Origin of the sequence: Pseudochelatococcus contaminans (genome assembly GCF_014195635.1) — a bacterium.
Lineage (GTDB): Bacteria > Pseudomonadota > Alphaproteobacteria > Rhizobiales > Beijerinckiaceae > Pseudochelatococcus > Pseudochelatococcus contaminans.
Genome location: NZ_JACICC010000003.1, coordinates 65,997 through 87,426, shown reverse-complemented (window position 1 = coordinate 87,426; position 21,430 = coordinate 65,997). Strand labels below are relative to the sequence as shown.

Below are 21,430 nucleotides of genomic sequence, written 5' to 3'. Positions count from 1 at the left end.
TCGAATCAGGCTTTTCGCGATGCCTTTTCCTCAAGACCGGATTGGGCTGTTCGCCGTTCAAGCTCGTTTAACACATCCTGTAAAGCGATATTTCGCACGCGCAGCACAACAAGAAGATGATAAAGCACATCAGCACTTTCGCTGACCAGCGCGTCGCGGTCATCTTCGACGGCTGCGATCACCGCCTCAACCGCTTCTTCGCCCAGCTTCTTGGCCGGACGGCTCACGCCGCCGGCAAGCAAACGCGCGGTGTAGGACACGTCCGGGCTTTCGGCCCCGCGTCGCGCCACGATGGCTTCCAGATCCTCAAGGGTAAAGCGCCCGTCGCCGCTCATGCCGCACCGCCTTCCGTCGCCTTGCCGGTCGTGTGGTCGCGGCGCACGGCAAGACCGGCGGCGGCCAGAGCATCCTTGGCCTGCGCAACAGTGAACTCGCCAAAATGGAAGATGGACGCCGCCAGCACCGCCGTAGCGTGGCCGTCGCGAATCCCCTCCACCAGATGACTCAAGGTGCCCACGCCGCCAGAAGCGATCACCGGCACCGGCACGGCATCCGCGATGGCACGGACGAGTTCGATATCGTAACCGGCCCGCGTGCCGTCCCGGTCCATCGAGGTGACCAGCAGTTCGCCTGCGCCAAGCTCAACCACTTCCACGGCAAAAGCGATGGCATCGATGCCGGTTGCCTTGCGGCCGCCGTGGGTGAAAATTTCCCACGCCGGCTCCTCGCCGGGCGCCGAGACGCGCTTGGCGTCGATCGCAACGACAATGCACTGGCTGCCGAATTTCTCCGCCGCAAGCCGCACCAGACGCGGATCGTTGACCGCAGCCGTGTTGATGGCCACCTTGTCCGCCCCCGCGAGCAGCAGCGCACGGATATCCTCGACCTTGCGCACGCCGCCGCCCACCGTGAGCGGAATGAAGCAGGCCTCCGCCGTGCGGCGAACCAGATCGAGCAGCGTGCCGCGATCCTCGTGGCTCGCCGTGATATCGAGAAAGCACAGTTCGTCCGCGCCAGCCGCGTCATAGGCGCGCGCGGCCTCGACCGGATCGCCGGCATCGCGCAGCTCCACGAACTTCACGCCTTTGACGACGCGCCCGTCCTTGACGTCGAGACAGGGAATGATCCGGTTTTTCAACATCAGCGCGGATCTCCTGCAATCGTCTGGCCCTTGGCCGCATCTGTGATCAGCGCGATGGCCTCACGCGGATCGAGCCGCCCGTCATAGAGCGCCCGGCCGGTGATCGCACCCTCCAGAATGGCGCAGTCGGGCTCAAGCAGCCGCTTGACGTCCGCGATGGAGGCCAGCCCGCCCGAGGCGATGACGGGAATGCCGGCCGCCCGCGCCAGCTCCAGCGTGCTGTCGATGTTGAGGCCCTGCACCAGCCCGTCACGGGCGATGTCGGTATAGATGATGGCGGCGACGCCGGCGTCCTCGAACTGCTTACCCAGTTCCACCGCGGTCAGCTCGGACGTTTCCGCCCAGCCCTCGACGGCAACCTTGCCGTCCCACGCATCGATGCCGACAGCGACCTTGCCGGGAAACTGCCTGGCCGCTTCCTTGACGAAAGCCGGATCGCGCACCGCCGCCGTGCCGATGATGACGCGGGCGATGCCCTTGCCGAGCCAGCCTTCGACCGTGGCGAGATTACGAATGCCACCGCCAAGCTGCACCGGAATGTCGATGCGGGCCAGAATATCGTCAACCGCCGTCGCGTTAACGGGCTTGCCGGCGAATGCGCCGTCCAGATCCACGACATGCAGCCAGGAAAATCCCTGTTCGACGAATGCGGCAGCCTGATCGGCGGGGCTGTCGTTGAAGACGGTGGCGCGGTTCATGTCGCCCTGAACGAGGCGCACGCAGCGGCCTTCCTTCAGGTCGATGGCGGGAAACAGGATCACGGACGCCACCTCAGGAAATTGGCGATGAGCGCCAGACCGAGCGTCTGGCTCTTTTCGGGATGGAACTGAACGCCGGCAACGTTGCCGCGCGCGACGATGGCAGTGAGAGCGCCGGCGTAATCGGTTGTCGCCACGAGATCGGACGCATCAGCCGGGTGCAGGGCGTAGGAGTGGACGAAATAGGCGTGCAGCCCGTCCGGCCCCGTCGGTATGCCGGCCAGAAGCGCGTGATCGTTGACCACGTCCAGCGTATTCCAGCCCATGTGCGGAATCTTCAGCGACGGGTCATGCGGCTCGATCAGCGAAACATCGCCGGCGATCCAGTCCAGCCCCGGCGTCGTCTCGTATTCAAGGCCACGCGTGGCCAGAAGCTGCATGCCGACGCAGATGCCCAGAAACGGCGCGCCGCGCCCGCGCACGGCTTCCTCCAGCGCCGGGACGAGCCCGTCGACGGCATCCAGCCCACGGCGGCAATCGGCAAAAGCCCCGACACCCGGCAGGACGACGCGCGATGCGGCGCGCACCTTCTCCGGATCGGCGCTGACAATGGCCACCTCATCGATGCCGGCTTCGCGCGCCGCACGCTCGAACGCCTTGTGCACCGAGTGCAGGTTGCCCGAGCCGTAATCGACAATAACAGTACTCAACGCGGTTCCTCCGCTGCGGGAAACAGGCCAATGACCTCAGACTGGTTGTGTGCGCGCGCCGCGCGATCCCTGGCCGGCAGGCCGTGCTCACGCAACCCCTCATGACCTGACAGGTCGCCGGACGCCGGCGCGACAAGATCGACCGCCGCAGAACCGGCCTCGGGCGACAACCACACGGAAAACGCCCGCCGCTCAGCCTCGAACCTGTCCGGCGCGACGACGACGCCGCGCAGGGCAAAACCACGGCGCTCCAAGGCTTGCCGACGCAGATTGCCGCCCTCAAGACCGAGCAGGATTGCGAGCAGCACACCGGCGATGCCGATGGCGGTTTCGGACACGCCTGCCCGGCCGAGCCCCACGGAGATCGCCGTGCTCACCAGCACAAAGCCGAGGGCCACGAGCCACAGGCGGTTCCACAGGCACCACAGCACCTGAAAGATCAGCGCGCCCCAGGAAAAACCGTCGCGCACAAGCACCGCCTGCTCCAATGCCGATGCATCGCCACGCACGGCGTCACGGGGAAGATGGAAGGTGTAGACAGCCACGGTCGCCTCCGAAAAAGATACGGCCCTTGGACTATAGCGCGCTTCCGGGGCTATAGCGCGCCCTTGGTGGAAGGAATGCGCTCGCCCTCGCGCGGATCGACGCTGACGGCCTTGCGCAAAGTGCGCGCCAGACCCTTGAAGCTGCTTTCCGCGATATGATGGGCATTCTCGCCGTAGAGCGTTTCGACATGCAACGTCAATCCGGCATTGGTGGCGAATGCCTGAAACCACTCCCGCACCAGCTCGGTGTCGAAATTACCGATCTTTTCGCGGACAAAGTGCGTGCGGAACACGAGGAAGGGCCGGCCGGAAATGTCGACCGCGACGCGGGTCAGCGTCTCGTCCATGGGCAGGTGAATGTCGGCATAGCGGGTGATGCCGCGCTTGTCGCCCAGCGCCTTGCGGAACGCCTCGCCGAGCGCGATGCCGGTGTCTTCCACCGTGTGATGCTGGTCGATATGCAAATCGCCCGTCACCTTCACGGTGAGGTCGAACAGCGCATGGCGGGCGAACAGGTCGAGCATATGGTCGAAAAAGCCCACGCCCGTCGCGATATCCGCCTTGCCCGTGCCGTCGAGATCGAGGGTCACGGCCACATCGGTTTCCTTGGTGCGTCGTTCCACCGTGGCGCTGCGCATCTTCTGCATACTCCTGTCCTTTTGCGCGCTTGTAGCAAGAGTTTGCGCGGCGCGCCAGAGTGCTGCGCGCCCGGCCTGATCCACCGTGATGGCCCGTTAGCGTCAAGGCTCGTGCGCAGGGTGGTTTGCATTAGCGCAAAAGGCGCTTACATGATGGTCCATTCGTTCGGACAACAGGGGGCCATCGGGCGCAGCGGGCATGCAGGACAATCGCGACGGACAATTCCACGCCACCACCATCCTCATGGTCCGCAAGGGCGGACGGGTCGTGATGGGCGGCGACGGGCAGGTCAGCCTGGGGCCGACCATCGTCAAGGGCAACGCGCGCAAGGTGCGGCGGTTGGCCAAGGGCAGCGTCGTCTGCGGCTTTGCCGGAGCAACGGCTGACGCCTTCACGCTGTTCGAGCGGCTGGAGGCCAAGCTTGAGCAATATCCCGGCCAGTTGACCCGCGCCTGCGTCGAGCTGGCCAAGGACTGGCGGACGGATCGCTATCTGCGCCGTCTTGAAGCAATGCTGCTGGTCGCCGATGCCGAAGTCGGGCTGCTTCTTTCCGGCACAGGCGACGTGCTGGAGCCGGAAGTTCACGACGGCACCGCCATCATGGCCATCGGCTCCGGCGGCAACTATGCCCTCGCCGCGGCGCGGGCGCTGGCCGATTCGTCTCATGATGCGGAGGAGATTGTGCGCCGCGCCATGGCGATCGCCGGTGAAATCTGCGTCTACACCAACGGCAGCCTCGTGATCGAGACGCTGGATGCGTCGGCGCCCGTATGAGCGCCCATCGCGGACAAGCGCCAGACACCATGATTTCAGACACCGGCATTTCCAGAGCATAGTGGCCCCATGACCAGTTTTTCCCCCCGTGAGATCGTTTCGGAACTCGACCGCCACATCGTTGGCCAGCGCGACGCCAAGCGCGCGGTCGCCATCGCCCTGCGCAACCGCTGGCGGCGCCAGCAGCTCACCGGCCCGCTGCGCGAGGAAGTGCTGCCCAAGAACATCCTGATGATCGGCCCCACCGGCTGCGGCAAGACCGAGATTTCCCGCCGCCTCGCCAAACTGGCCGGCGCGCCGTTCCTGAAGGTCGAGGCCACCAAGTTCACCGAGGTTGGCTATGTCGGCCGTGACGTGGAGCAGATCGTGCGCGACCTCGTGGAGATCGCCATCGGTCTCGTGCGCGAGGCAAAGCGCAAAGACGTCAAGGCCAAGGCGCAGGTCGCGGCCGAGGAACGCGTCCTCGACGCGCTCGTGGGCTCCACCGCCGGGCAGACTACCCGCGATTCCTTCCGCCGCAAGCTGCGTGCCGGGGAGCTTGATGACAAGGAAATCGAGATCGAGATTCAGACGCAGGCCGGCGGCATGCCGATGTTCGACCTTCCCGGCGTGCCGGGGGCGTCAGTCGGCGCCATCTCCATCGGCGACATCTTCGGCAAGCTCGGCGGCGGTCGTCCGCGCACGCGGCGTCTCAACGTGCGCGATGCTTACGAACCGCTGATCGCCGAGGAAAGCGACAAGCTGCTCGATCAGGACAGCATCGTGCAGGAAGCGATTCGCGAGACCGAGGAAAACGGCATCGTCTTTCTCGACGAGATCGACAAGATCTGCGCCCGCGAGGGCCGCTCCGGCGCGGACGTGTCGCGCGAGGGCGTGCAGCGCGATCTGCTGCCGCTGATCGAAGGCACAACCGTTTCCACCAAGCACGGCACGGTGAAAACCGATCACATCCTGTTCATCGCCTCCGGCGCGTTCCACGTCGCCAAGCCTTCGGACCTTCTGCCCGAACTGCAAGGCCGCTTGCCGATCCGGGTGGAACTCGCGCCGCTCGACGAAGAGGACTTCCGCCGCATCCTCGTGGAAACGGAAGCCAGCCTCATCACGCAGTCCGTGGCCCTGATGGAGACCGAGGGCGTGACGCTGGTGTTCACGGATGATGCGGTCAGCGCCATCGCGCGTGTCGCTGTGGAGGTGAACGGGTCCGTGGAAAACATCGGCGCCCGCCGCCTTCAGACAGTCATCGAGCGCGTGCTCGACGATATCTCCTTCACCGCCCCGGACCGCTCCGGCGAGACGGTGGTGATCGACGGAGATTTCGTGCGCGAGGGAGTCGGCGATCTGGCCAAGAACACCGACCTCAGCCGCTTCATTCTCTAAAACCGCTTGCGTTCAGCGCGATCCATCGAATTGAACGCAAAATATAACATTTGGAGCACCTGCCCTGATACCGTCAGGGCAGGTGCTCTGAATCATCCGCGGAACGGCGCGCGCGCAAGCACGCGGAAGCGTCCGGCGCCTTTTTCCTGATGATAAACGGCCAGCGCATCCACGCGGACTGATTCGTTACCCACGTGCTGCTTGTAGAGCGCCTCCAGCGATGCATGCACGGCTTCGACCTCGTCCTCCTGCACGCGGCCGGTGAGCGTGAGGTGAAAGCGGAAATCCTCCAGCACGAACGGATAGCCGTAACGATTGAGATAGTCGCGCTGGCGCGTCGTCAGTGTCTCAGGCAGGCGGCGGGCGAATTCCTTGTCGGTGAGCGGCGCGCGGAACGGCTCGAACGCCTCAAGGGCCGCCGCCTCCAGCTCTGCCAGTGCCGGCGACGGCTTGGGCTCGACCAGCGCGACGAATGCACCCTCACCTTCACGGGCACCGACGATGGCGACTTCCAGCTTCGGCAACACGAATGGCGTTCTGCTGTCGGCAAATGCCTGTAGCGCCCCGACAAGGTCTTCCTCGGTCTGATCCTGCGCCAGGCGGAACGGTGCCTTGATGGTGGCGTGGAAGCCGTACGCGCGCGGATCCGCCGTCAGCAGCCGCCAATCGGGAATCTCGAAGCCTTCCGGAACGATATCGGGAACATCCTCGCCGGTAACGCCGTCATAGCCCAGCACGGCAGATCCGAATCGCCACAGCGCGCTATCGGGGTCTGGGGCAAAATAAATGGCGTAGCGGGCTGGCTGCTTGCTCATGGGGGTTTTCCTCATTCATCCGCGTTGATCCAGAGAAGACATCGTAAACGCTGCTTGCGTCAATGCGGTGATCCGCGTTAACTGGTCCGGATACATGCTGTACCGGAGGATTGGACCTTTGGCCAAGAATACCCGCGCCGACAAACCGTCGGCCGCCGTGGCCGCCGCGCCGCTGGGCACCAGAAGCCTTATTACCGTGGTGAGTGCAATCGTTCTCGTTGCGGCGGAATTTTTCGCGCTTGCGCTCGCGGCCGGCTGGGCGATTGCCGGCCTGCTCGAACTCGGCCAGTTATTCGAATATATTTTCATGGTCGCATTCGGCCTGCTCGCAGCGTGGGCAACGATTCGTTTCGCGCGCAGCGCATGGCGCCTTGAGGGCGAGCACAGACATTCCTGACCGGCTGCATTGGCAACTGGCCGGATCTCTGACTGAAGAAGCATTCCCGACTGGCTATGACGGGAGCGGTCAATGTCACAGACAACCTGATTACAGGTGACCTGCATACACGCGACCTGCGCTCTTCCATTTCAGCCGGCATGAACGATATAACATCGACAGTGATGGAGCGTTTACCCCTCGGATGACGATGTTCGAGCGGCGGAAAACCGCTCCAATGTTCGACCGTCACGCGCCTGCGGAGCATTTCATGAGCGACAAGATCCCCGTCACGGTTCTCACCGGCTATCTCGGCGCCGGCAAGACCACGTTGCTGAATCGCATCCTCAGCGAGGAACACGGCCGCCGTTATGCCGTCATCGTGAACGAATTTGGCGAGATCGGCATCGATAACGACCTCATCGTCGGTGCAGACGAAGAAGTGTTCGAGATGAACAACGGCTGCGTCTGCTGCACCGTGCGCGGTGATCTGATCCGCATCATCGAGGGCCTGGTCAAGCGGCGTGGGCGGTTCGACGCCATCATCGTCGAGACGACCGGCCTCGCCGATCCGGCTCCCGTGGCGCAGACCTTTTTTGTGGACAAGGACGTATCGGACCGCACACGGCTCGACGCCGTCGTCACCGTCGCGGATGCGCGCTGGCTGAGCGACCGCCTCAAGGACGCCCCGGAGGCCAAGAACCAGATCGCCTTTGCCGACGTGATCGTGCTCAACAAGACGGACCTCGTCACCGCCGGCGAACTGGCCGAAGTGGTTGGACGCATCCGCGCCATCAACCCTTACGCCAAGCTCCACAAGACCCAGCGCGCCGCCGTGCCGCTCTCGGATGTGCTTGAGCAGAACGCGTTTGATCTCGACCGCATCCTCACGCTCGAACCCGCCCTCCTGGAAGAGGACGACGCGCACGATCATGACCATCACCATGGCCACGATCATCATCACGAGCACGGTCCGGACTGCGGTTGCGGCCACCACCACGGTGACGATCACCATCACGAGCACGCGAATCATGATCACGGGCCAGGTCACAGTCATGCTCACAGCCACGCTCACACCCACGCTCATGGCGGCGGCCTGAAGCATTATCACGACGAGCATATGCAATCGGTGTCGATTGCCATTCCCGGCGACGTGATCCCGGAAAAGTTTCTGCCGTGGATCAACGACCTCGTTCAGCGGGAAGGCCCGAGCATTTTGCGCTCCAAGGGTATCCTGTCGTTTCCCGCAGAACCGCGCCGCTTCGTTTTTCAGGGCGTGCACATGATTATGGAAGGCGATCTCCAGCGCGACTGGAAGCCGGACGAAAAGCGCGAATCGCGCATCGTGTTCATCGGCCGCGATCTCGACGAGGCAGCTATTCGCGAGGGCTTCCTCGCCTGCGCGGCGTAACACGATGACGGTCGACTCTCTGCTTGATCGTGTCGCGTCTTTCGATGTCGGCGCGCATGTGACCGGCCTCGGGTGGCTAGGCGATGTCGCTGCCTTTGCCCTTGGCGATGGCGGCGTCATCCTGCTGGACCCTTCTGGCGACCGCCGGCGAGTGGAAGCGCATCCCGACGCCGGCGCTCTCGTGGCGGCCATCAGCGGTGAGCGCCTGATTACCGGCGGCGACGATGGCCGCATCGTCAGCACCGATGCCAACGGCAATGTCGAGACACTTGTTGATGAAAAGGGCCGCTGGATCGTGGCGCTGGCCGCGCGGCCCGATGGCGCTCTGGCCTGGAGCCTTGGCAAAGACGTCAAAGCCCGCGACAATCGGGGGCAGGAAACGTCTTTTTCAGTTGGCTCCACCGCACAGGGATTGGCCTTTGCGCCGAAGGGATACCGGCTGGCCATTTCGCACTACAACGGTGCGACGTTGTGGTACCCCGCTGTCGAAAAAGGCGTGGAAACGCTGCAATGGAAGGGGGCGCATCTCGATGTCACCTTCTCGCCGGACAACCTTTATGTCGTCACGTCCATGCAGGAAAACACGCTTCACGGTTGGCGGCTGAAAGATGGCAAGGATATGCGCATGGCCGGCTATCCGGCCAAGACGCGGTCCTTCGCATGGTCGCATGACGGGGACTGGCTGGCGACATCCGGTGCAGACGCCGCCATTGTCTGGCCGTTTGCCAAAGATGGGCCGATGGGCAAGGCCCCGCGTGAATGCGGCGTCCGCTCGGCGGTCGTCACCCGCGTCGCATTTCACCCGGGCGCTCTCGTGCTTGCGGCCGGTTATGCCGATGGCGCGATCCTGATGATCCGGTTGACGGATGCAGCCGAATTGCTCGTCCGCTCCCCGGATACTTCAGTAGTCTCCGCATTGGCCTGGGATGCCAAAGGCAGCAAGCTGGCCTTTGGCACGGACAACGGCAACGCCGGCATCCTCACACTGCCCTGAACGATATGGAAAAAGCGCTGTGGCTTCAGGCATCGACCTGCGGCCACGGCGTTTCCGGCACGGGCGTCAACGGCCCCTTGCCGGCGAACCATGAACGCAGGTTGTCGACCATCAACCTCCCCATGGCATCGCGCGTATGCACGGATGCCGAGGCCACATGCGGCAGCAGCACAACCCTCTCGATTGCCTTGAGAGCCTCCGGCACGTGGGGCTCATCCTCGAAAACGTCGAGGCCGGCAGAGAGGATATCACCGTTCTCCAGCGCACGGATCAGCGCAGGTTCATCGACGGTGCTGCCACGGCCGATGTTGATAAGAATGCCATCGCGCCCCAACGCCGTCAGCACCTCGGCATTCACTGCATGATGCGTTTCGCTGCCGCCGGGGGCTGCGATGATCAGAACATCCGCCTGCGTCGCGAGGTCTTTCAGCGTGCCGACATATTGAAAAGGCACATCCGTACGCGGCCTGCGGTTGTGATAGAGAATGGTGACGCCGAAGGCGGCCAGCCGCTCCGCAATGGCAACGCCGATGCGGCCAAGACCGAAGATGCCGATGGTGCGCCCGCGCAAAGTTGCCGTCAGCGGAAACGGTTTCTCCAGCCACTCGCCTGCACGCAGAAAACGATCCGCCTGCGGAATCTGCCGGATGGTGGCCAGCAACAGGCCGATGGTGAGATCCGCCACTTCATCGCTCAACACGTCCGGCGTATGCGTCACGACAACGCCCTGGTTCACCGCCGCCGCGACATCAATATTGTCATAGCCCACACCAAAGCCGGCTATAATCTCTAGCTTCGGCAGCGCCTCGATCAGTTTGCCGGACACAGGAACACCATTCGTCGCGGCAATGCCACGAATGCGATTTCCGTCACGTGCAGCCCATGCCGGCACGTCGACGATGTCAGGCAAATGGTGCAAGGTATAGGCTTCCGCCAAAGCATCACGGGCAGAGGGAATGGCGGCGCCGGTCAACAGGATATCGATGGTCATCATGGCTTCTCAGGTCGACTTGCCGGCTGAGCGATTTTTGACCGACGTGGCGCTGCTCACGATGAAGAAACGCCTCTGGTCAAAATTCAGGCCTTTTCCCACGTTTCAATAAAACGCTGAAATGGCTCAATCAGCCCCTTCGTTGATGTCATTGTCGTCATCATCATCAACGTCATCGTCTCCGTGGTCAAGGGCAGTGGCACCGGCGAGATTGCGTGCGACACGGCGCAGCAACTTGCGCAAGCGCTTGCGCTCCTTGTTGTCGAAATCCTCAAGAAGCTCGTTCTCGACTTCAACCCAGAGCTTGTCGATGGCGGAGGCACGGTTTGCGCCTTCCTGCGTCAACCGCACAACCACGATACGGGCATCGCCCGGTTCGGCGGTCCGCTCGACAAGCCCCTGCGCGGCGAGACGCGCCACCGTCTTCGACGCTGTCGGTGGCTTGACGCGCAGAATGTAAGCCAGCTCGCCCATCGTCATGGTCTCGACCGTGGACAGGGCGTGCAGAACCTGCTCCTGCCCCGGGAACAGACCCAGTGCCGTCAGGCGCTCTCCGATACGTGTGCGATGCAAACGCGCCGCATGGACAAGAGCCCAGCCGACGGTCTTTGCAACAGGATGCTTCATCGTTTTCTCCCATTGATGGCGGAGCGCAAACTTGCGCGGTACAGGGTAGATGCCCAGTTCCGCTCACCGGAACAGGGCATTATCAGAAACGAACCAGATATTTTCCATAAGAAATTACTTCACTTCGCAATATTGCATATAGAAAATAATTAACAAATGTGGCTATGAAAATTCGCCTCTCGGCAACATAAAAATAAGCCGCATGACAATGGATGCCTTGCCGCCGAAACATGCCTCTTTCTTATAACGTGAAAATGACGCTCGTCGCTTCTCGCTGGCCGCTTGCATATATCTTTCAATGTGTTGCAGCGTTGATGGACAGATTCCACCTTCAACCGCGCGTTCCGGCACGTTGATTGACAGCATACCGATGGATCGCCACCTTGGGGTTTCCGATGACATCGGGGAACAGAAATACAGGATAACCCTTATGCCTTTTCCGCATCTCTGGACGGATCTGACAACTACGGATTTCTGCGACGGCAAGATGGCCGACGCCATTGCCGTGCTTCCCGTTGCAGCCGTTGAGCAACACGGTCCGCACCTGCCGCTGGGCACGGATGTGTACATTATGGAGGGATATCTGAGGCGCGTGATGGCTTTGCTGGATAAACACCACAAGGTATTGATCCTGCCTACTCAATCCGTCGGTCTTTCAAACGAACATCTCGCTTTCGCCGGCACACTCAACCTGCGTCCAGAGACAGCCATCAGCGCCTGGACCGACATTGGAGAAAGCCTGCATCGCGCGGGTATCGGCAAACTTCTCTTTGTCAGTTCCCATGGCGGCAACTCACCTGTTGTCGATATTGTCGCCCGCGATCTCAGGGTACGCTTTGGCCTGACAACCGTTGCGGTGTCATGGCAGCGATTCGGATACCCTGAAGGGCTGTTCGATGCCGATGAAATCCGCCACGGTATCCATGGCGGCGATATCGAAACATCGTTGATGCTCGCGTTCCGTCCCGATCTCGTACGGAGAGAAAAAGCGCAAAACTTCGTGTCAAACGGCATCGCGCTGGAGCAACGTTACCGTTATCTGAGTGTCAGTCGCCCCGCCGGCCTGGGCTGGATGAGCCAGGATATCAACCCGACAGGCGCAATCGGCAATGCTACAAAAGCGACATCGGAAAAAGGCGAAAGCGCGGCCGCCTACGGCGCCCGCGCTTTTGTTTCTCTTCTGGATGAATTACGCAATTATTCAGCGTAATAGCGAAGTCAACGCTGAAGGTTATTCATTAACGCCGGCGGCCCGACGCGCGAGCATGGCGCGGGTCGCGGAATAGTTGGGCGCCACCATAGGATAACTTGGCGGAAGACCCCACTTGTCGCGATACTGTTGCGGCGTCATCTTGTAATGCGCAGCAAGATGCCGCTTCAGCGATTTGTACTTCTTGCCATCTTCAAGGCAGATCAGATATTCGTCCGTCACCGATGCCTCGATCGGAACCGCCGGTTCCGGCCGGGGTTCCGGCTCTGGCGCTCCGGCGCTGAGACGCTCCAGCGTGTTGTGCACTTCCTGCACAATCGCAACCAGCCCCTCCGCTGAAAGCTTGTTGAACGATACGTAAGATTTGACGACAGAGCGGGTTATTTCCGCCGTAGTGAGGTTTTCACGTTCTGCCGTGGACATGGCATACACTCCGCTCGATCTGTTTCATTTCAATACGGTCGCGATTGCGCCGAAATCGATTGTGGTTGGAAGACATCGGCAGTCAGTCTCGTTGCCTCAGGCCACGAAACCGATTCCCGGCAGGAAATCGAATAGTCAGTTGATGATGATCCACGACACAATTGTCGCGAAAGGCAACAGGAAGATATCAATAGAGCCTTAAATGCAGTTGTCCGCATTTTCGAAGCATATTATGCGATCTTCAGACAAATCATCTATTATTCCCTGAACAACGAATTCCTTCCATGTAGATGCGCATCAATACTTTTTCAGCCAATGCTTTCTGCCTGTTCCAGCCGATCGTAGAACGGCTCGTACCACGCCCATCCGCAATTTCGATGGCCGCGGCTTCAATTAACCGACACACGTCAGAAGGAAGATGCGCGTGAATATCCCCCCCCCCCCCCACTTTGAGGAGGACGTCGTAACACCAGAACCAGACACAACTACCTCCAATTCAACAATAAATTCCACAATTCCAATATCATCCGGCATATTAAGAACGAACACGAACCAACAGCACATAAAAGACGGAGAGATTTTTAATTTTACTTCAGTAATGCTTATATTCAGACATTATGCCAACCTAACGTAAAGTATCTTACAGGAATACAGGTTGTCACAATAGCGTCACAAACAAACCGCCCCGACATATGCGCAACATATGTGTCATTTCTGGCATTTGTCAAGCGTCATTTTTGCCACTACCGCTGACATCTGTGCATCCAACAAACTGTCGTGGTATTGGCTCACAATGAATTCGCACACATCGGTTAGACGGTTGGGTTAGACGGTTGTATTCGGGCGATCTTCATGCAGAATCGCCCTCAAATCGCAAAACGAGGGGCGTCTTGAATGTCTGATGAAATTGAACTGAAGCTGACGCTGGCACCGACCTCGTTACATCGCCTTGCGGCAAGTCAGGCGTTTCGCCAACTCTCCATTGTGGAGCGCGTTCGCAGCCGGCTTCATTCCACTTATTTCGACACGCCTGCCAAGGCGCTGCGCGACGCAGGCATCTCCGTCCGCGTTCGGCGCGATGGCGAGTTGTTCGTCCAGACTGTCAAGGCCACACGCCTGCCGGACGGCCTGCTATCCGATCGTCTCGAATGGGAGCGTCCGGTCAGCGGTCCCCGGATGGATTTCGTTCATGCACAGGAAACGGCGCTGGCGCCCTTCGTCATGGATGCCTCCCAGCGCGCGGCGCTCAAGCCGCTCTTTACCGTGGATGTCGACCGGGAAACCGTCACCATCGCTTACGGCTCATCGATCATCGACGCAGCCCTCGACAGCGGCAGGGTGAAGGCGGGCAACAAAGCGCGCCGTTTTTCCGAAGTCGAGCTTGAGCTTCAGGAAGGGGACACCGCCGACCTCTTTGCTTTGGCGCGCGATATCTCGACCATCGTGAAAGTTCGGCCAAGCCGCGTCACGAAGGCTGAACGCGGCTACGATCTCATCGATCCGCGCCCGCCGGAAGTGACGCGCGCCAAAGCCGTGACCATCGAACCCGGCACGACGACGGAAGAAGCCTTCCGCATCATCGCGCGTTCCTGCCTGACGCAATATCTGGCCAACGAGGCGGTGTTGCTGCGCGAGCCGTCATCCGGCGCGGTGCATCAGGCCCGCGTCGCCCTGCGGCGGTTGCGCGCGGCGATTTCGGTTTTCCGTTCCGTGGTCGATGACGAAGAGCGCCAGTTCATCAGCGGCGAACTGCGCTGGATGGCCAACCGACTCGGCGACGCCCGCGACATCGATGTCTATATCGAGAACGTGCTGGTGCCGGCCCAAAACGAGCATGCCGATGATCCGGCCTTCGCCGACCTTGTCGCGACCTACGATGAAAAGCGCGACCGTGCTTATGACAAGGCACGGCACACCTTGGGCTCGCGACGGCTGGCGCAAGCCATCATCGCCACCCTTGCGTGGGTCGAGGCGGGAGAATGGACCGTTACTCCGGGCAAGAAAGCCAGGCGGCGGCGGGAACAGGCGATTGAAAAATTCGCCAGCAAGCAGCTCGACCGCCGGCGCGACAAGATCATCCGCGCATCCGGCAGCATCATCGCGCTGTCGGCGGAGGATCGTCATGAAGTGCGCATCGAATTGAAGAAGCTGCGCTACTCGGCAGAGTTCTTCGCCGCGCTTTACCACACGTCCGAACAGCGCAAGCTGCTGAAGGCCGAGGTGTCGGCAATGTCGAAATTGCAGGATCTGCTCGGGGAGCTGAACGATATCGCCGTCGCACGCGAGCGCGAGGCCATTTCCGAGGCTGAGCAGGTTTTACGCGACGAACACGCCGCCCATGAGCAGGAATTGCTGGACGAAGCGGAAAGGGTATTCGCCACTTTCAGGGAAACAACGCCGTTTTGGGCAACTCCCGATAATACCTGATAGGAAAAACAGCGCGGGGGCTCAAACGTCTCCGCGCTGCCGGATCGCGGCGGTCAGTGTTCCGTCGTCGAGATAATCCAGTTCCCCGCCCACCGGCACGCCATGCGCCAGCCGGGTGATGCGCACCGGCAGATCGGCGAGCAGCGACGTGATGTAATGCGCCGTCGTCTGCCCGTCGACGGTGGCGTTGAGCGCAAGAATGACCTCGCGCACGCCATCGTCCGCCACGCGTGCACGGAGGTTGGGAAGGTTCAGATCCTCCGGCCTTACACCGTCCAGCGCCGAGAGCACCCCTCCCAGAACATGGTAACGTGCCTGCACGGCGCCTGCGCGCTCCAGCGCCCACAGATCCGACACATCCGCCACCACGACAAGGATCGACGCATCACGCGTGGAATCCGCGCAGATCGCACACGGATCGGACGTGTCGGCGTTGCCGCAAACGGAGCATATGCGCACACGGTCGCTCACCTCCGCCATCGCCTCGGCGAGCGGGGAAAGCAGCGATTCGCGTCGCTTGACCAGCGCCAGCGCCGCACGCCGCGCCGAGCGCGGTCCCAAGCCAGGCAGGCGGGCAAGCAGCCGGATCAGTCGCTCGATCTCGGGACCGGCAGGCGATGCCATTCAGCCTGCCTCAGAACAGTTTCAGGCCGGGAGGAATCGGCAGTCCCTTTGTGAGATCGGCAACGCGATCCTGCATCACCCGCTCGCCCTTGGTGCGGGCATCATTGAGCGCGGCAACAACGAGATCCTCGACGATTTCCTTCTCTTCCGGAGACAGAATCGAAGGATCGATCGAGATAGACTTCACCTGCCCCTTGGCGGAGGCCACAACCGTTACAGTGCCGCCGCCTGCGGTGCCTTCCACCTCGATGGAGTCAAACTCCTCCTGCACATCGGCCATTTTCTGTTGCAGGCTCTGAGCCTGCTTCATCAGCCCCATGATATCGCGCATTGCATCGTCTCCCTTGCGGCTGTGCCGTCAGTACTCGTCATCGATATAGGCAGACAGGTCGTCGGAAGCCAGTTCCCACCCTTCTTGTATGCCGTTGCCGTTGTCATCATCGGTTTCGCCGGCCGGGGGCGCTTCCGCCACCACATCCTGCACACGCACGAGGGTTGCACCGGGAAAACGTGCCAACACCGCCTGCACCAACGGGTTGGCGCGGGCATCCTCCCGTCGTTCCTCCGCTTTCGCGGCAGCGGTTTCCGCCAGCGTGGGCACGCCTCGCGCTGCCTCGTCCGAAGACACTGCCACGATCCAGCGCCGCCCGGTCCACTCCTGCAACCTGCGGCCAAGATCGTTGGCGATGGCGGGATTGGCTCCCGGCACAAGCGCGAACTCGATCATGCCGTCTTCGTAACGGACAAGCCTGACGTCGCGTTCCAGCGCCGCCTTCATCATAATGTCCCGCTGCTCACCGGCGAGTGCGACGACATCCTCGAAACGCGCAAGGCGCATCGTTTCGCGCGGGGCAGGTGCTGATATGGCGGGGGCAGACATGATGGGCGCGACATCGGGCCGGGACGCAGCCAGCGCAAGTTGCGCGCCGCCGCCACGAAGACTGCCGACCGTTCCCCCATTACCGCCGTTCGCCCCCGCGCCACCGGAGGCAGGCGGCCGGGGTGACGCCAGCGGGCCTCCGTCGCGCAGGGTGCGCAGCGCATCTTCCGGCGAAGGAAGATCGGCGGCATAAGCGAGGCGCACCAGCACCATTTCAGCGGCGGCAAGCGACTGCGCCGAAGCCTGAACCTCCGGCAACCCGCGCACGAGAATCTGCCAGGTTCGCGACAGCACACGCACAGACAGACGAGCGGCCAGATCAGCCCCCCGCGTGCGCTCGACATCCGTCAGCACGGCATCGTCAGCCGCAGCCGGCACCAGCTTCAGGCGGGTGACGAGATGCGTAAAGGATGCGAGGTCGGAGAGCACCACAGCTGGATCGGCACCGGCATCGTATTGGGCGGACAGCCCGGCAAGCGCGGCGGCGATGTCGCCTTGCATCAAGGCCTCGAACAGATCGATCACGCGGCCTCTGTCGGCAAGGCCGAGCATGGCCTTCACCTCCTCGACGCCCACCCGGCCCGCGCCATGGGCGATGGCCTGATCCAGCAGCGACAGCGAATCGCGCGCCGATCCTTCCGCCGCACGGGCGACCAGTGCCAGCGCCTCATCATCGAAAGTGACGTTTTCAGCCGTGCAAATCGTCGCCAGATGGTTGCGCAGCGCCACCGCGTCAATTCGCCGCAGGTCGAAGCGCTGGCAGCGCGACAGGATGGTGACGGGCACCTTGCGGATTTCCGTCGTTGCGAACACGAACTTGGCGTGGGGCGGCGGCTCCTCAAGCGTCTTCAGGAAGGCGTTGAACGCCTTCTCGGACAGCATGTGAACCTCGTCGATGATATAGACCTTGTAGCGCGCGCTCACCGGAGCGTAGCGGATACCGTCGATGATCTGGCGCACATCGTCGATGCCGGTGTGGGAGGCGGCGTCCATCTCCATCACATCGACGTGGCGCGATTCCATGATCGCTTCACAGTGCAGGCCCGGCTCGGCGAGTTTCACCGTGGGCGCACCGGAGCCATTCGGCAGAGCATAATTAAGAGCGCGGGCCAGAATGCGTGCGGTCGTCGTCTTGCCGACGCCGCGCACGCCGGTCAGCATCCAGGCTTGAGGAATACGGCCCGCCTCGAACGCGTTCGAGAGAGTTCTGACCATGGCTTCCTGCCCGATCAGGTCATCGAAACTGCGAGGGCGGTATTTGCGGGCGAGGACGCGATAAGGAGCGGCGTTGGGCGAATCGGACACGGCACCATCCGGGCTGACAGCGCAGCCCCGATCCGGGCATCGCGCAAGGTGGGAGGCTGGACGAAGACCCGCCCGGTCTCGTTAGGGCTGCTTCCTTCCGGACCTGACCCGGTTGGCGAGTGGAACGTCCAACGCCAACCTCCCGTGCCCTATATCGGAGAAAAAAATGCCCGGCGCAAGACCGCTGCGCATTTTACCGGCAGAATCCCACAGACACGCAACTTTCCGGGGACAGTCGGCTCCGGCGCGGGCTTCTTGCGGGCGCGGGCAGCGGGTGTTACAGCGGCGGCCATCATTATGTTGTTATTCAACGCCGCTTCACAGCCTTCGCCCGCGCCCCGCGCCCGTCGTTTCCACCGGCGGCGAAACCGGATCTGCGATGTGAGGGACCGCGGCGCACCGACCGAGCAAGGAAGCTGACATGACCATCAGGCTGCACCGGGGCGATTTGCCTGCCGACATCGATTTCGGCGATTCGGTCGCCATCGACACCGAAACGCTGGGCCTCAACCCCCATCGCGACAGGTTGTGCGTGGTGCAGCTGTCGCGCGGCGACGGCTCTGCCGAGGTGGTGCAGATCCTGCGCGACGGACCGCGCCCTGAAAACCTGCTGCGGGTGCTGGCTGACGAACGGGTGCTGAAGATCTTTCACTTCGCGCGGTTCGATCTGGCGGTTCTTTATCATGCCTATGGCGTCATGCCGGGCCCGGTCTATTGCACCAAGATCGCATCCAAGCTGACGCGCACCTACACCGACCGTCACGGCCTCAAGGACAACCTGCGTGAGTTGCTCGGTGTTGAGATATCCAAGCAGCAGCAGTCCTCCGACTGGGCGGCGGAAAACCTGAGCGATGCGCAACTCGCTTATGCGGCGTCGGACGTGCTTTATCTGCATGCGCTGAAGGAAAAGCTCGACGCCATGCTGGCGCGCGAGGATCGCACCGATATCGCGCGGGCCTGCTTCACCTTCCTGCCCATCCGCGCCCGCCTCGATCTCGCCGGCTGGCCGGAGACCGATATTTTCGCGCACATGTAAGGCAGCATCTGACACGGCTCTAAAATAGTGCGGTTCCAAAATAGTGAAGTTCCAAAATAGTGACTTGGAAGCGGAGCCTGCGCCGACTATATCTTGTGCTCTCTGAAGACAGTTGTCAGAAACGGAGTATGGAAGCCAGTTGACAGACGCCAAGCACCCGCCTGCCAGCCCCCGCGTCGCGCCTCAACGCCGACAGCCGGTCGATCTGCCGATCGCGGGCGTATCTCCTGCCGCCTACCGCGCCGCGCTGCGTCACTCGGCGCGCGTGCGGACGATGAAGCGTCTCATTCCCATCGCGGCGCTTGGCGCGATCGTCATCGTCACCGCGATTGGGGTGCTGAAGCCGTTGAGCAGCATCGGCGGCCTCAGCCTCGGCCCGGTTTCGCTGTCCGGCTCCAAGATCACCATGGAAGCGCCCAAGCTGTCCGGTTTCCGAGACGGCACGCAGCCTTATGAGCTGACCGCCTCATCTGCCTCGCAGGATGTGAAGAACCCCGCCATCGTCGAACTCGACGGGATTTCGGGTCATCTGGAACTCAGCGACGGCGGACAGGCGCGAATCAGCGCCGCCACCGGCGTCTATGACTCGCAGGTCGAGCACCTGACGTTGAATGGTGATGTGCGCGTGCGCACCGATAGCGGCTATGATGTGAAGCTTTCTTCCGCCGCCGTGGACTTTAAAGGCGGTCGCGTCACCTCCGAGGAACCTGTCGAGGTCACGATTTCCGAGGGGACGATTTCCGCCGACAGGCTCGACATTTCCGACAATGGCAAGCATATCGTTTTCGAGGGCAGAGTACGCACGGTTCTCGACGGCGGCGACGGGGCGCGCTGACGGGCGGCGTACAGGACAGGAGAAAACGGATGATGCGGCAAGCTGCTTCCGATAATCGTTTGTGGAACCGGCGCCTCCGGGCAGTCGGCCTCGCCGCCGTGATGCTGGCTGTGGCCGGCGCGGCGACAGGCACCGGCGCGCTCGCGCAGGCAACCGCACCCGCCAATTCTCCCCTCGGCGGGCTCGGCTCAGGCAAAGACCCCATCAAGATTGACGCCGACCGGCTGGACGTGTTCGACAGCGAGAAGCGCGCGACCTTCACCGGCAATGTCGTCGCCGTGCAGGGCGAAACCACGCTGCGCTGCTCCGCCCTCAACGTGTTCTATGAGCAAAGCGCCACCGGCGGCGCGACAGGCAACCAGCCTGCACAAACGCAGGGTGCGCAGGCGGACGGAGACAACAACATCCGCAAGCTGGACTGCGCAGGCCCGGTTACCGTCGTGTCGAGCGGGCAGACGGCTACTGGCCAGCACGCCGTTTTCGACCGCGTGGCCAACACCGTTACCCTGAGCGGCAACGTCCTGTTGAGTCAGGAAAAGAACGTCCAGCAGTGTGACCGGATCGTTTACAACCTCGCCAACAGCGTGGCCAACTGCATAGCAAAGCCCGGCGGGCGGGTGCAGGGCGTTTTCGTGCCCGGCAGCGGCAACGCGCCGAAACGCTGATACCGCCCTTTCCGCAACAAGTATGAAGTGGTGATGCTTTTGCAGCCATACGACAGCTTTGACAATTCCGGCAGCGACGTTCAGGGCCGACCTTATGACGGTTCGCCCTATGGCCAGCCGGATCAAGACATGCGCGTCGGCACGCTTTCCGTCAGCGGATTGCAGAAGAGCTATCGCGGCCGCACCGTGGTCAAGGAAGCCGGCCTGACCGTGCGCAAGGGCGAGGCGGTGGGCCTGCTTGGCCCCAACGGCGCGGGCAAGACCACCATCTTCTATATGATCACCGGCCTCGTTGCGGCGGATCTGGGCAATATCACCCTCGATGGGCATGACATCACGCGCTTGCCGATGTACCGGCGCGCACGTCTTGGCATCGGCTATCTGCCGCAGGAAGCCTCGATCTTTCGTGGCCTCAGCGTGGAGGACAACCTGCGCGCCGTGCTCGAAGTGGTGGAGCCGAGCCGCAAGGAGCGCGAAAAAAAGCTCGACGCGCTGCTGGAGGAATTCGATATCGCGCGGCTGCGCAAGTCGCCATCCATCGCGCTTTCGGGCGGTGAAAGGCGGCGCTGCGAAATTGCCCGTGCCCTTGCCGGCGATCCCACCTTCATGCTGCTCGACGAGCCTTTCGCCGGTATCGACCCCATCGCCGTTGGCGACATCCAGAACCTCGTCCGCCACCTGACGCGGCGTGGCATCGGCGTGCTCATCACCGATCACAACGTGCGCGAGACGCTGGGCCTGATCGACAGGGCCTATATCATCCACTCGGGCCGGGTGCTGATGGAAGGCACGCCGACTGAAATCATCGCCAACCCGGATGTGCGCCGGCTTTATCTGGGTGAAGATTTCCACCTTTGACGTGGTGACGCGAAACCGCTAGAAAGCCTGAAAAGGCATCGCAAGCAAGAAACGTGCCGCAAGGCCGTC

General features: G+C 62.1%; 25 protein-coding genes and 1 other RNA gene. 11 read left to right on the top strand and 15 right to left on the bottom strand.

Annotated features, from left to right (window positions below):
* Positions 1-5 precede the first annotated feature (5 nt).
* From FHS81_RS06940 to hisB, 6 genes are read right to left on the bottom strand one after another with little or no spacing between them, the layout of a single operon-like run.
* Positions 6-335, bottom strand: coding sequence for a phosphoribosyl-ATP diphosphatase (locus FHS81_RS06940; RefSeq protein WP_183751369.1), 330 nt, complete (start codon positions 333-335; stop codon positions 6-8).
* Positions 332-1,141 carry an imidazole glycerol phosphate synthase subunit HisF gene (gene hisF / locus FHS81_RS06935; protein WP_183751368.1) on the bottom strand — a complete coding sequence of 270 codons (810 nt, stop codon included), beginning with the start codon at positions 1,139-1,141 and terminating at the stop codon, positions 332-334. Before hisF ends, FHS81_RS06940 begins: the two co-directional genes overlap by 4 nt.
* Positions 1,141-1,911, bottom strand: coding sequence for a 1-(5-phosphoribosyl)-5-[(5-phosphoribosylamino)methylideneamino]imidazole-4-carboxamide isomerase (hisA, locus tag FHS81_RS06930; RefSeq protein WP_183751367.1), 771 nt, complete (start codon positions 1,909-1,911; stop codon positions 1,141-1,143). The genes hisF and hisA overlap by 1 nt, the downstream gene beginning before the upstream one ends.
* Positions 1,899-2,549, bottom strand: coding sequence for an imidazole glycerol phosphate synthase subunit HisH (gene hisH / locus FHS81_RS06925; protein ID WP_183751366.1), 651 nt, complete (start codon positions 2,547-2,549; stop codon positions 1,899-1,901). The genes hisA and hisH overlap by 13 nt, the downstream gene beginning before the upstream one ends.
* On the bottom strand, positions 2,546-3,094 hold the full coding sequence (locus FHS81_RS06920; RefSeq protein ID WP_183751365.1) for a DUF2628 domain-containing protein: 549 nt from the start codon (positions 3,092-3,094) through the stop codon (positions 2,546-2,548). Before FHS81_RS06920 ends, hisH begins: the two co-directional genes overlap by 4 nt.
* A gap of 50 nt (positions 3,095-3,144) precedes the next feature.
* The gene (gene hisB / locus FHS81_RS06915; RefSeq protein WP_183751960.1) at positions 3,145-3,732 is read right to left on the bottom strand and encodes an imidazoleglycerol-phosphate dehydratase HisB; all 588 of its coding nucleotides are present in this window, start codon (positions 3,730-3,732) and stop codon (positions 3,145-3,147) included.
* A 199-nt stretch (positions 3,733-3,931) separates the two neighbouring features.
* On the opposite strand from hisB, the gene hslV reads away from it, so the two are divergent.
* The gene (gene hslV / locus FHS81_RS06910; protein WP_183751364.1) at positions 3,932-4,507 is read left to right on the top strand and encodes an ATP-dependent protease subunit HslV; all 576 of its coding nucleotides are present in this window, start codon (positions 3,932-3,934) and stop codon (positions 4,505-4,507) included.
* 69 nt (positions 4,508-4,576) lie between these two features.
* Positions 4,577-5,884: an ATP-dependent protease ATPase subunit HslU gene (gene hslU, locus FHS81_RS06905; protein ID WP_183751363.1), complete on the top strand. Its 1,308-nt coding sequence runs from the start codon at positions 4,577-4,579 to the stop codon at positions 5,882-5,884.
* 92 nt (positions 5,885-5,976) lie between these two features.
* On the opposite strand, the gene FHS81_RS06900 is transcribed toward hslU, so the two are convergent.
* Entirely contained in the window at positions 5,977-6,699 is a 723-nt protein-coding gene (locus tag FHS81_RS06900; RefSeq protein WP_183751362.1) for a DUF1045 domain-containing protein, read from the bottom strand.
* A 118-nt stretch (positions 6,700-6,817) separates the two neighbouring features.
* Between FHS81_RS06900 and FHS81_RS06895 the strand changes: the two genes are divergently transcribed.
* The 3 genes from FHS81_RS06895 to FHS81_RS06885 all read left to right on the top strand — a co-directional run bounded on the left by FHS81_RS06895 (position 6,818) and on the right by FHS81_RS06885 (position 9,480).
* On the top strand, positions 6,818-7,096 hold the full coding sequence (locus tag FHS81_RS06895; protein ID WP_246374884.1) for a hypothetical protein: 279 nt from the start codon (positions 6,818-6,820) through the stop codon (positions 7,094-7,096).
* Between the two features lie 250 nt (positions 7,097-7,346).
* Positions 7,347-8,486 carry a CobW family GTP-binding protein gene (locus FHS81_RS06890; RefSeq protein ID WP_183751361.1) on the top strand — a complete coding sequence of 380 codons (1,140 nt, stop codon included), beginning with the start codon at positions 7,347-7,349 and terminating at the stop codon, positions 8,484-8,486.
* 4 nt (positions 8,487-8,490) lie between these two features.
* On the top strand, positions 8,491-9,480 hold the full coding sequence (locus FHS81_RS06885; protein WP_183751360.1) for a WD40 repeat domain-containing protein: 990 nt from the start codon (positions 8,491-8,493) through the stop codon (positions 9,478-9,480).
* Between the two features lie 25 nt (positions 9,481-9,505).
* On the opposite strand, the gene FHS81_RS06880 is transcribed toward FHS81_RS06885, so the two are convergent.
* The 3 genes from FHS81_RS06880 to FHS81_RS06870 form a co-directional block, all read right to left on the bottom strand.
* A complete protein-coding gene (locus tag FHS81_RS06880) occupies positions 9,506-10,474 on the bottom strand; it encodes a 2-hydroxyacid dehydrogenase (RefSeq protein ID WP_183751359.1) in 969 nt (322 codons plus the stop codon).
* A 123-nt stretch (positions 10,475-10,597) separates the two neighbouring features.
* On the bottom strand, positions 10,598-11,098 hold the full coding sequence (locus FHS81_RS06875; protein WP_183751358.1) for a MarR family winged helix-turn-helix transcriptional regulator: 501 nt from the start codon (positions 11,096-11,098) through the stop codon (positions 10,598-10,600).
* A 162-nt stretch (positions 11,099-11,260) separates the two neighbouring features.
* Positions 11,261-11,464 (bottom strand): hypothetical protein, encoded by a 204-nt coding sequence (locus tag FHS81_RS06870; protein ID WP_183751357.1) that lies wholly within the window; start codon positions 11,462-11,464, stop codon positions 11,261-11,263.
* A 4-nt stretch (positions 11,465-11,468) separates the two neighbouring features.
* On the opposite strand from FHS81_RS06870, the gene FHS81_RS06865 reads away from it, so the two are divergent.
* Positions 11,469-12,308, top strand: coding sequence for a creatininase family protein (locus tag FHS81_RS06865; RefSeq protein ID WP_343052445.1), 840 nt, complete (start codon positions 11,469-11,471; stop codon positions 12,306-12,308).
* Positions 12,309-12,329: 21 nt separating this feature from the next.
* Here FHS81_RS06865 and FHS81_RS06860 read toward each other — a convergent pair whose 3' ends face one another.
* A complete protein-coding gene (locus FHS81_RS06860) occupies positions 12,330-12,731 on the bottom strand; it encodes a Ros/MucR family transcriptional regulator (RefSeq protein WP_183751356.1) in 402 nt (133 codons plus the stop codon).
* Between the two features lie 894 nt (positions 12,732-13,625).
* Between FHS81_RS06860 and FHS81_RS06855 the strand changes: the two genes are divergently transcribed.
* Complete coding sequence (locus FHS81_RS06855) at positions 13,626-15,158, top strand: CYTH and CHAD domain-containing protein (RefSeq protein WP_183751355.1); 1,533 nt, start codon at positions 13,626-13,628, stop codon at positions 15,156-15,158.
* Between the two features lie 21 nt (positions 15,159-15,179).
* Here FHS81_RS06855 and recR read toward each other — a convergent pair whose 3' ends face one another.
* From recR to ffs, 4 genes are all read right to left on the bottom strand, one after another.
* Entirely contained in the window at positions 15,180-15,782 is a 603-nt protein-coding gene (gene recR, locus FHS81_RS06850) for a recombination mediator RecR (RefSeq protein ID WP_183751354.1), read from the bottom strand.
* Between the two features lie 10 nt (positions 15,783-15,792).
* A complete protein-coding gene (locus tag FHS81_RS06845) occupies positions 15,793-16,113 on the bottom strand; it encodes a YbaB/EbfC family nucleoid-associated protein (RefSeq protein WP_183751353.1) in 321 nt (106 codons plus the stop codon).
* 27 nt (positions 16,114-16,140) lie between these two features.
* Entirely contained in the window at positions 16,141-17,967 is a 1,827-nt protein-coding gene (locus tag FHS81_RS06840; RefSeq protein WP_183751352.1) for a DNA polymerase III subunit gamma/tau, read from the bottom strand.
* 47 nt (positions 17,968-18,014) lie between these two features.
* Positions 18,015-18,111: signal recognition particle sRNA small type (gene ffs / locus FHS81_RS06835), an RNA gene on the bottom strand.
* 277 nt (positions 18,112-18,388) lie between these two features.
* Between ffs and FHS81_RS06830 the strand changes: the two genes are divergently transcribed.
* The 4 genes from FHS81_RS06830 (at position 18,389) to lptB (ending at position 21,361) form a co-directional block, all read left to right on the top strand.
* Positions 18,389-19,003: a ribonuclease D gene (locus tag FHS81_RS06830; protein ID WP_183751351.1), complete on the top strand. Its 615-nt coding sequence runs from the start codon at positions 18,389-18,391 to the stop codon at positions 19,001-19,003.
* A 139-nt stretch (positions 19,004-19,142) separates the two neighbouring features.
* Positions 19,143-19,838 (top strand): LPS export ABC transporter periplasmic protein LptC, encoded by a 696-nt coding sequence (gene lptC / locus FHS81_RS06825; protein ID WP_183751350.1) that lies wholly within the window; start codon positions 19,143-19,145, stop codon positions 19,836-19,838.
* A 29-nt stretch (positions 19,839-19,867) separates the two neighbouring features.
* A complete protein-coding gene (locus tag FHS81_RS06820) occupies positions 19,868-20,503 on the top strand; it encodes an LptA/OstA family protein (protein WP_183751349.1) in 636 nt (211 codons plus the stop codon).
* A gap of 33 nt (positions 20,504-20,536) precedes the next feature.
* On the top strand, positions 20,537-21,361 hold the full coding sequence (lptB, locus tag FHS81_RS06815; RefSeq protein WP_183751348.1) for an LPS export ABC transporter ATP-binding protein: 825 nt from the start codon (positions 20,537-20,539) through the stop codon (positions 21,359-21,361).
* Positions 21,362-21,430 lie beyond the last annotated feature (69 nt).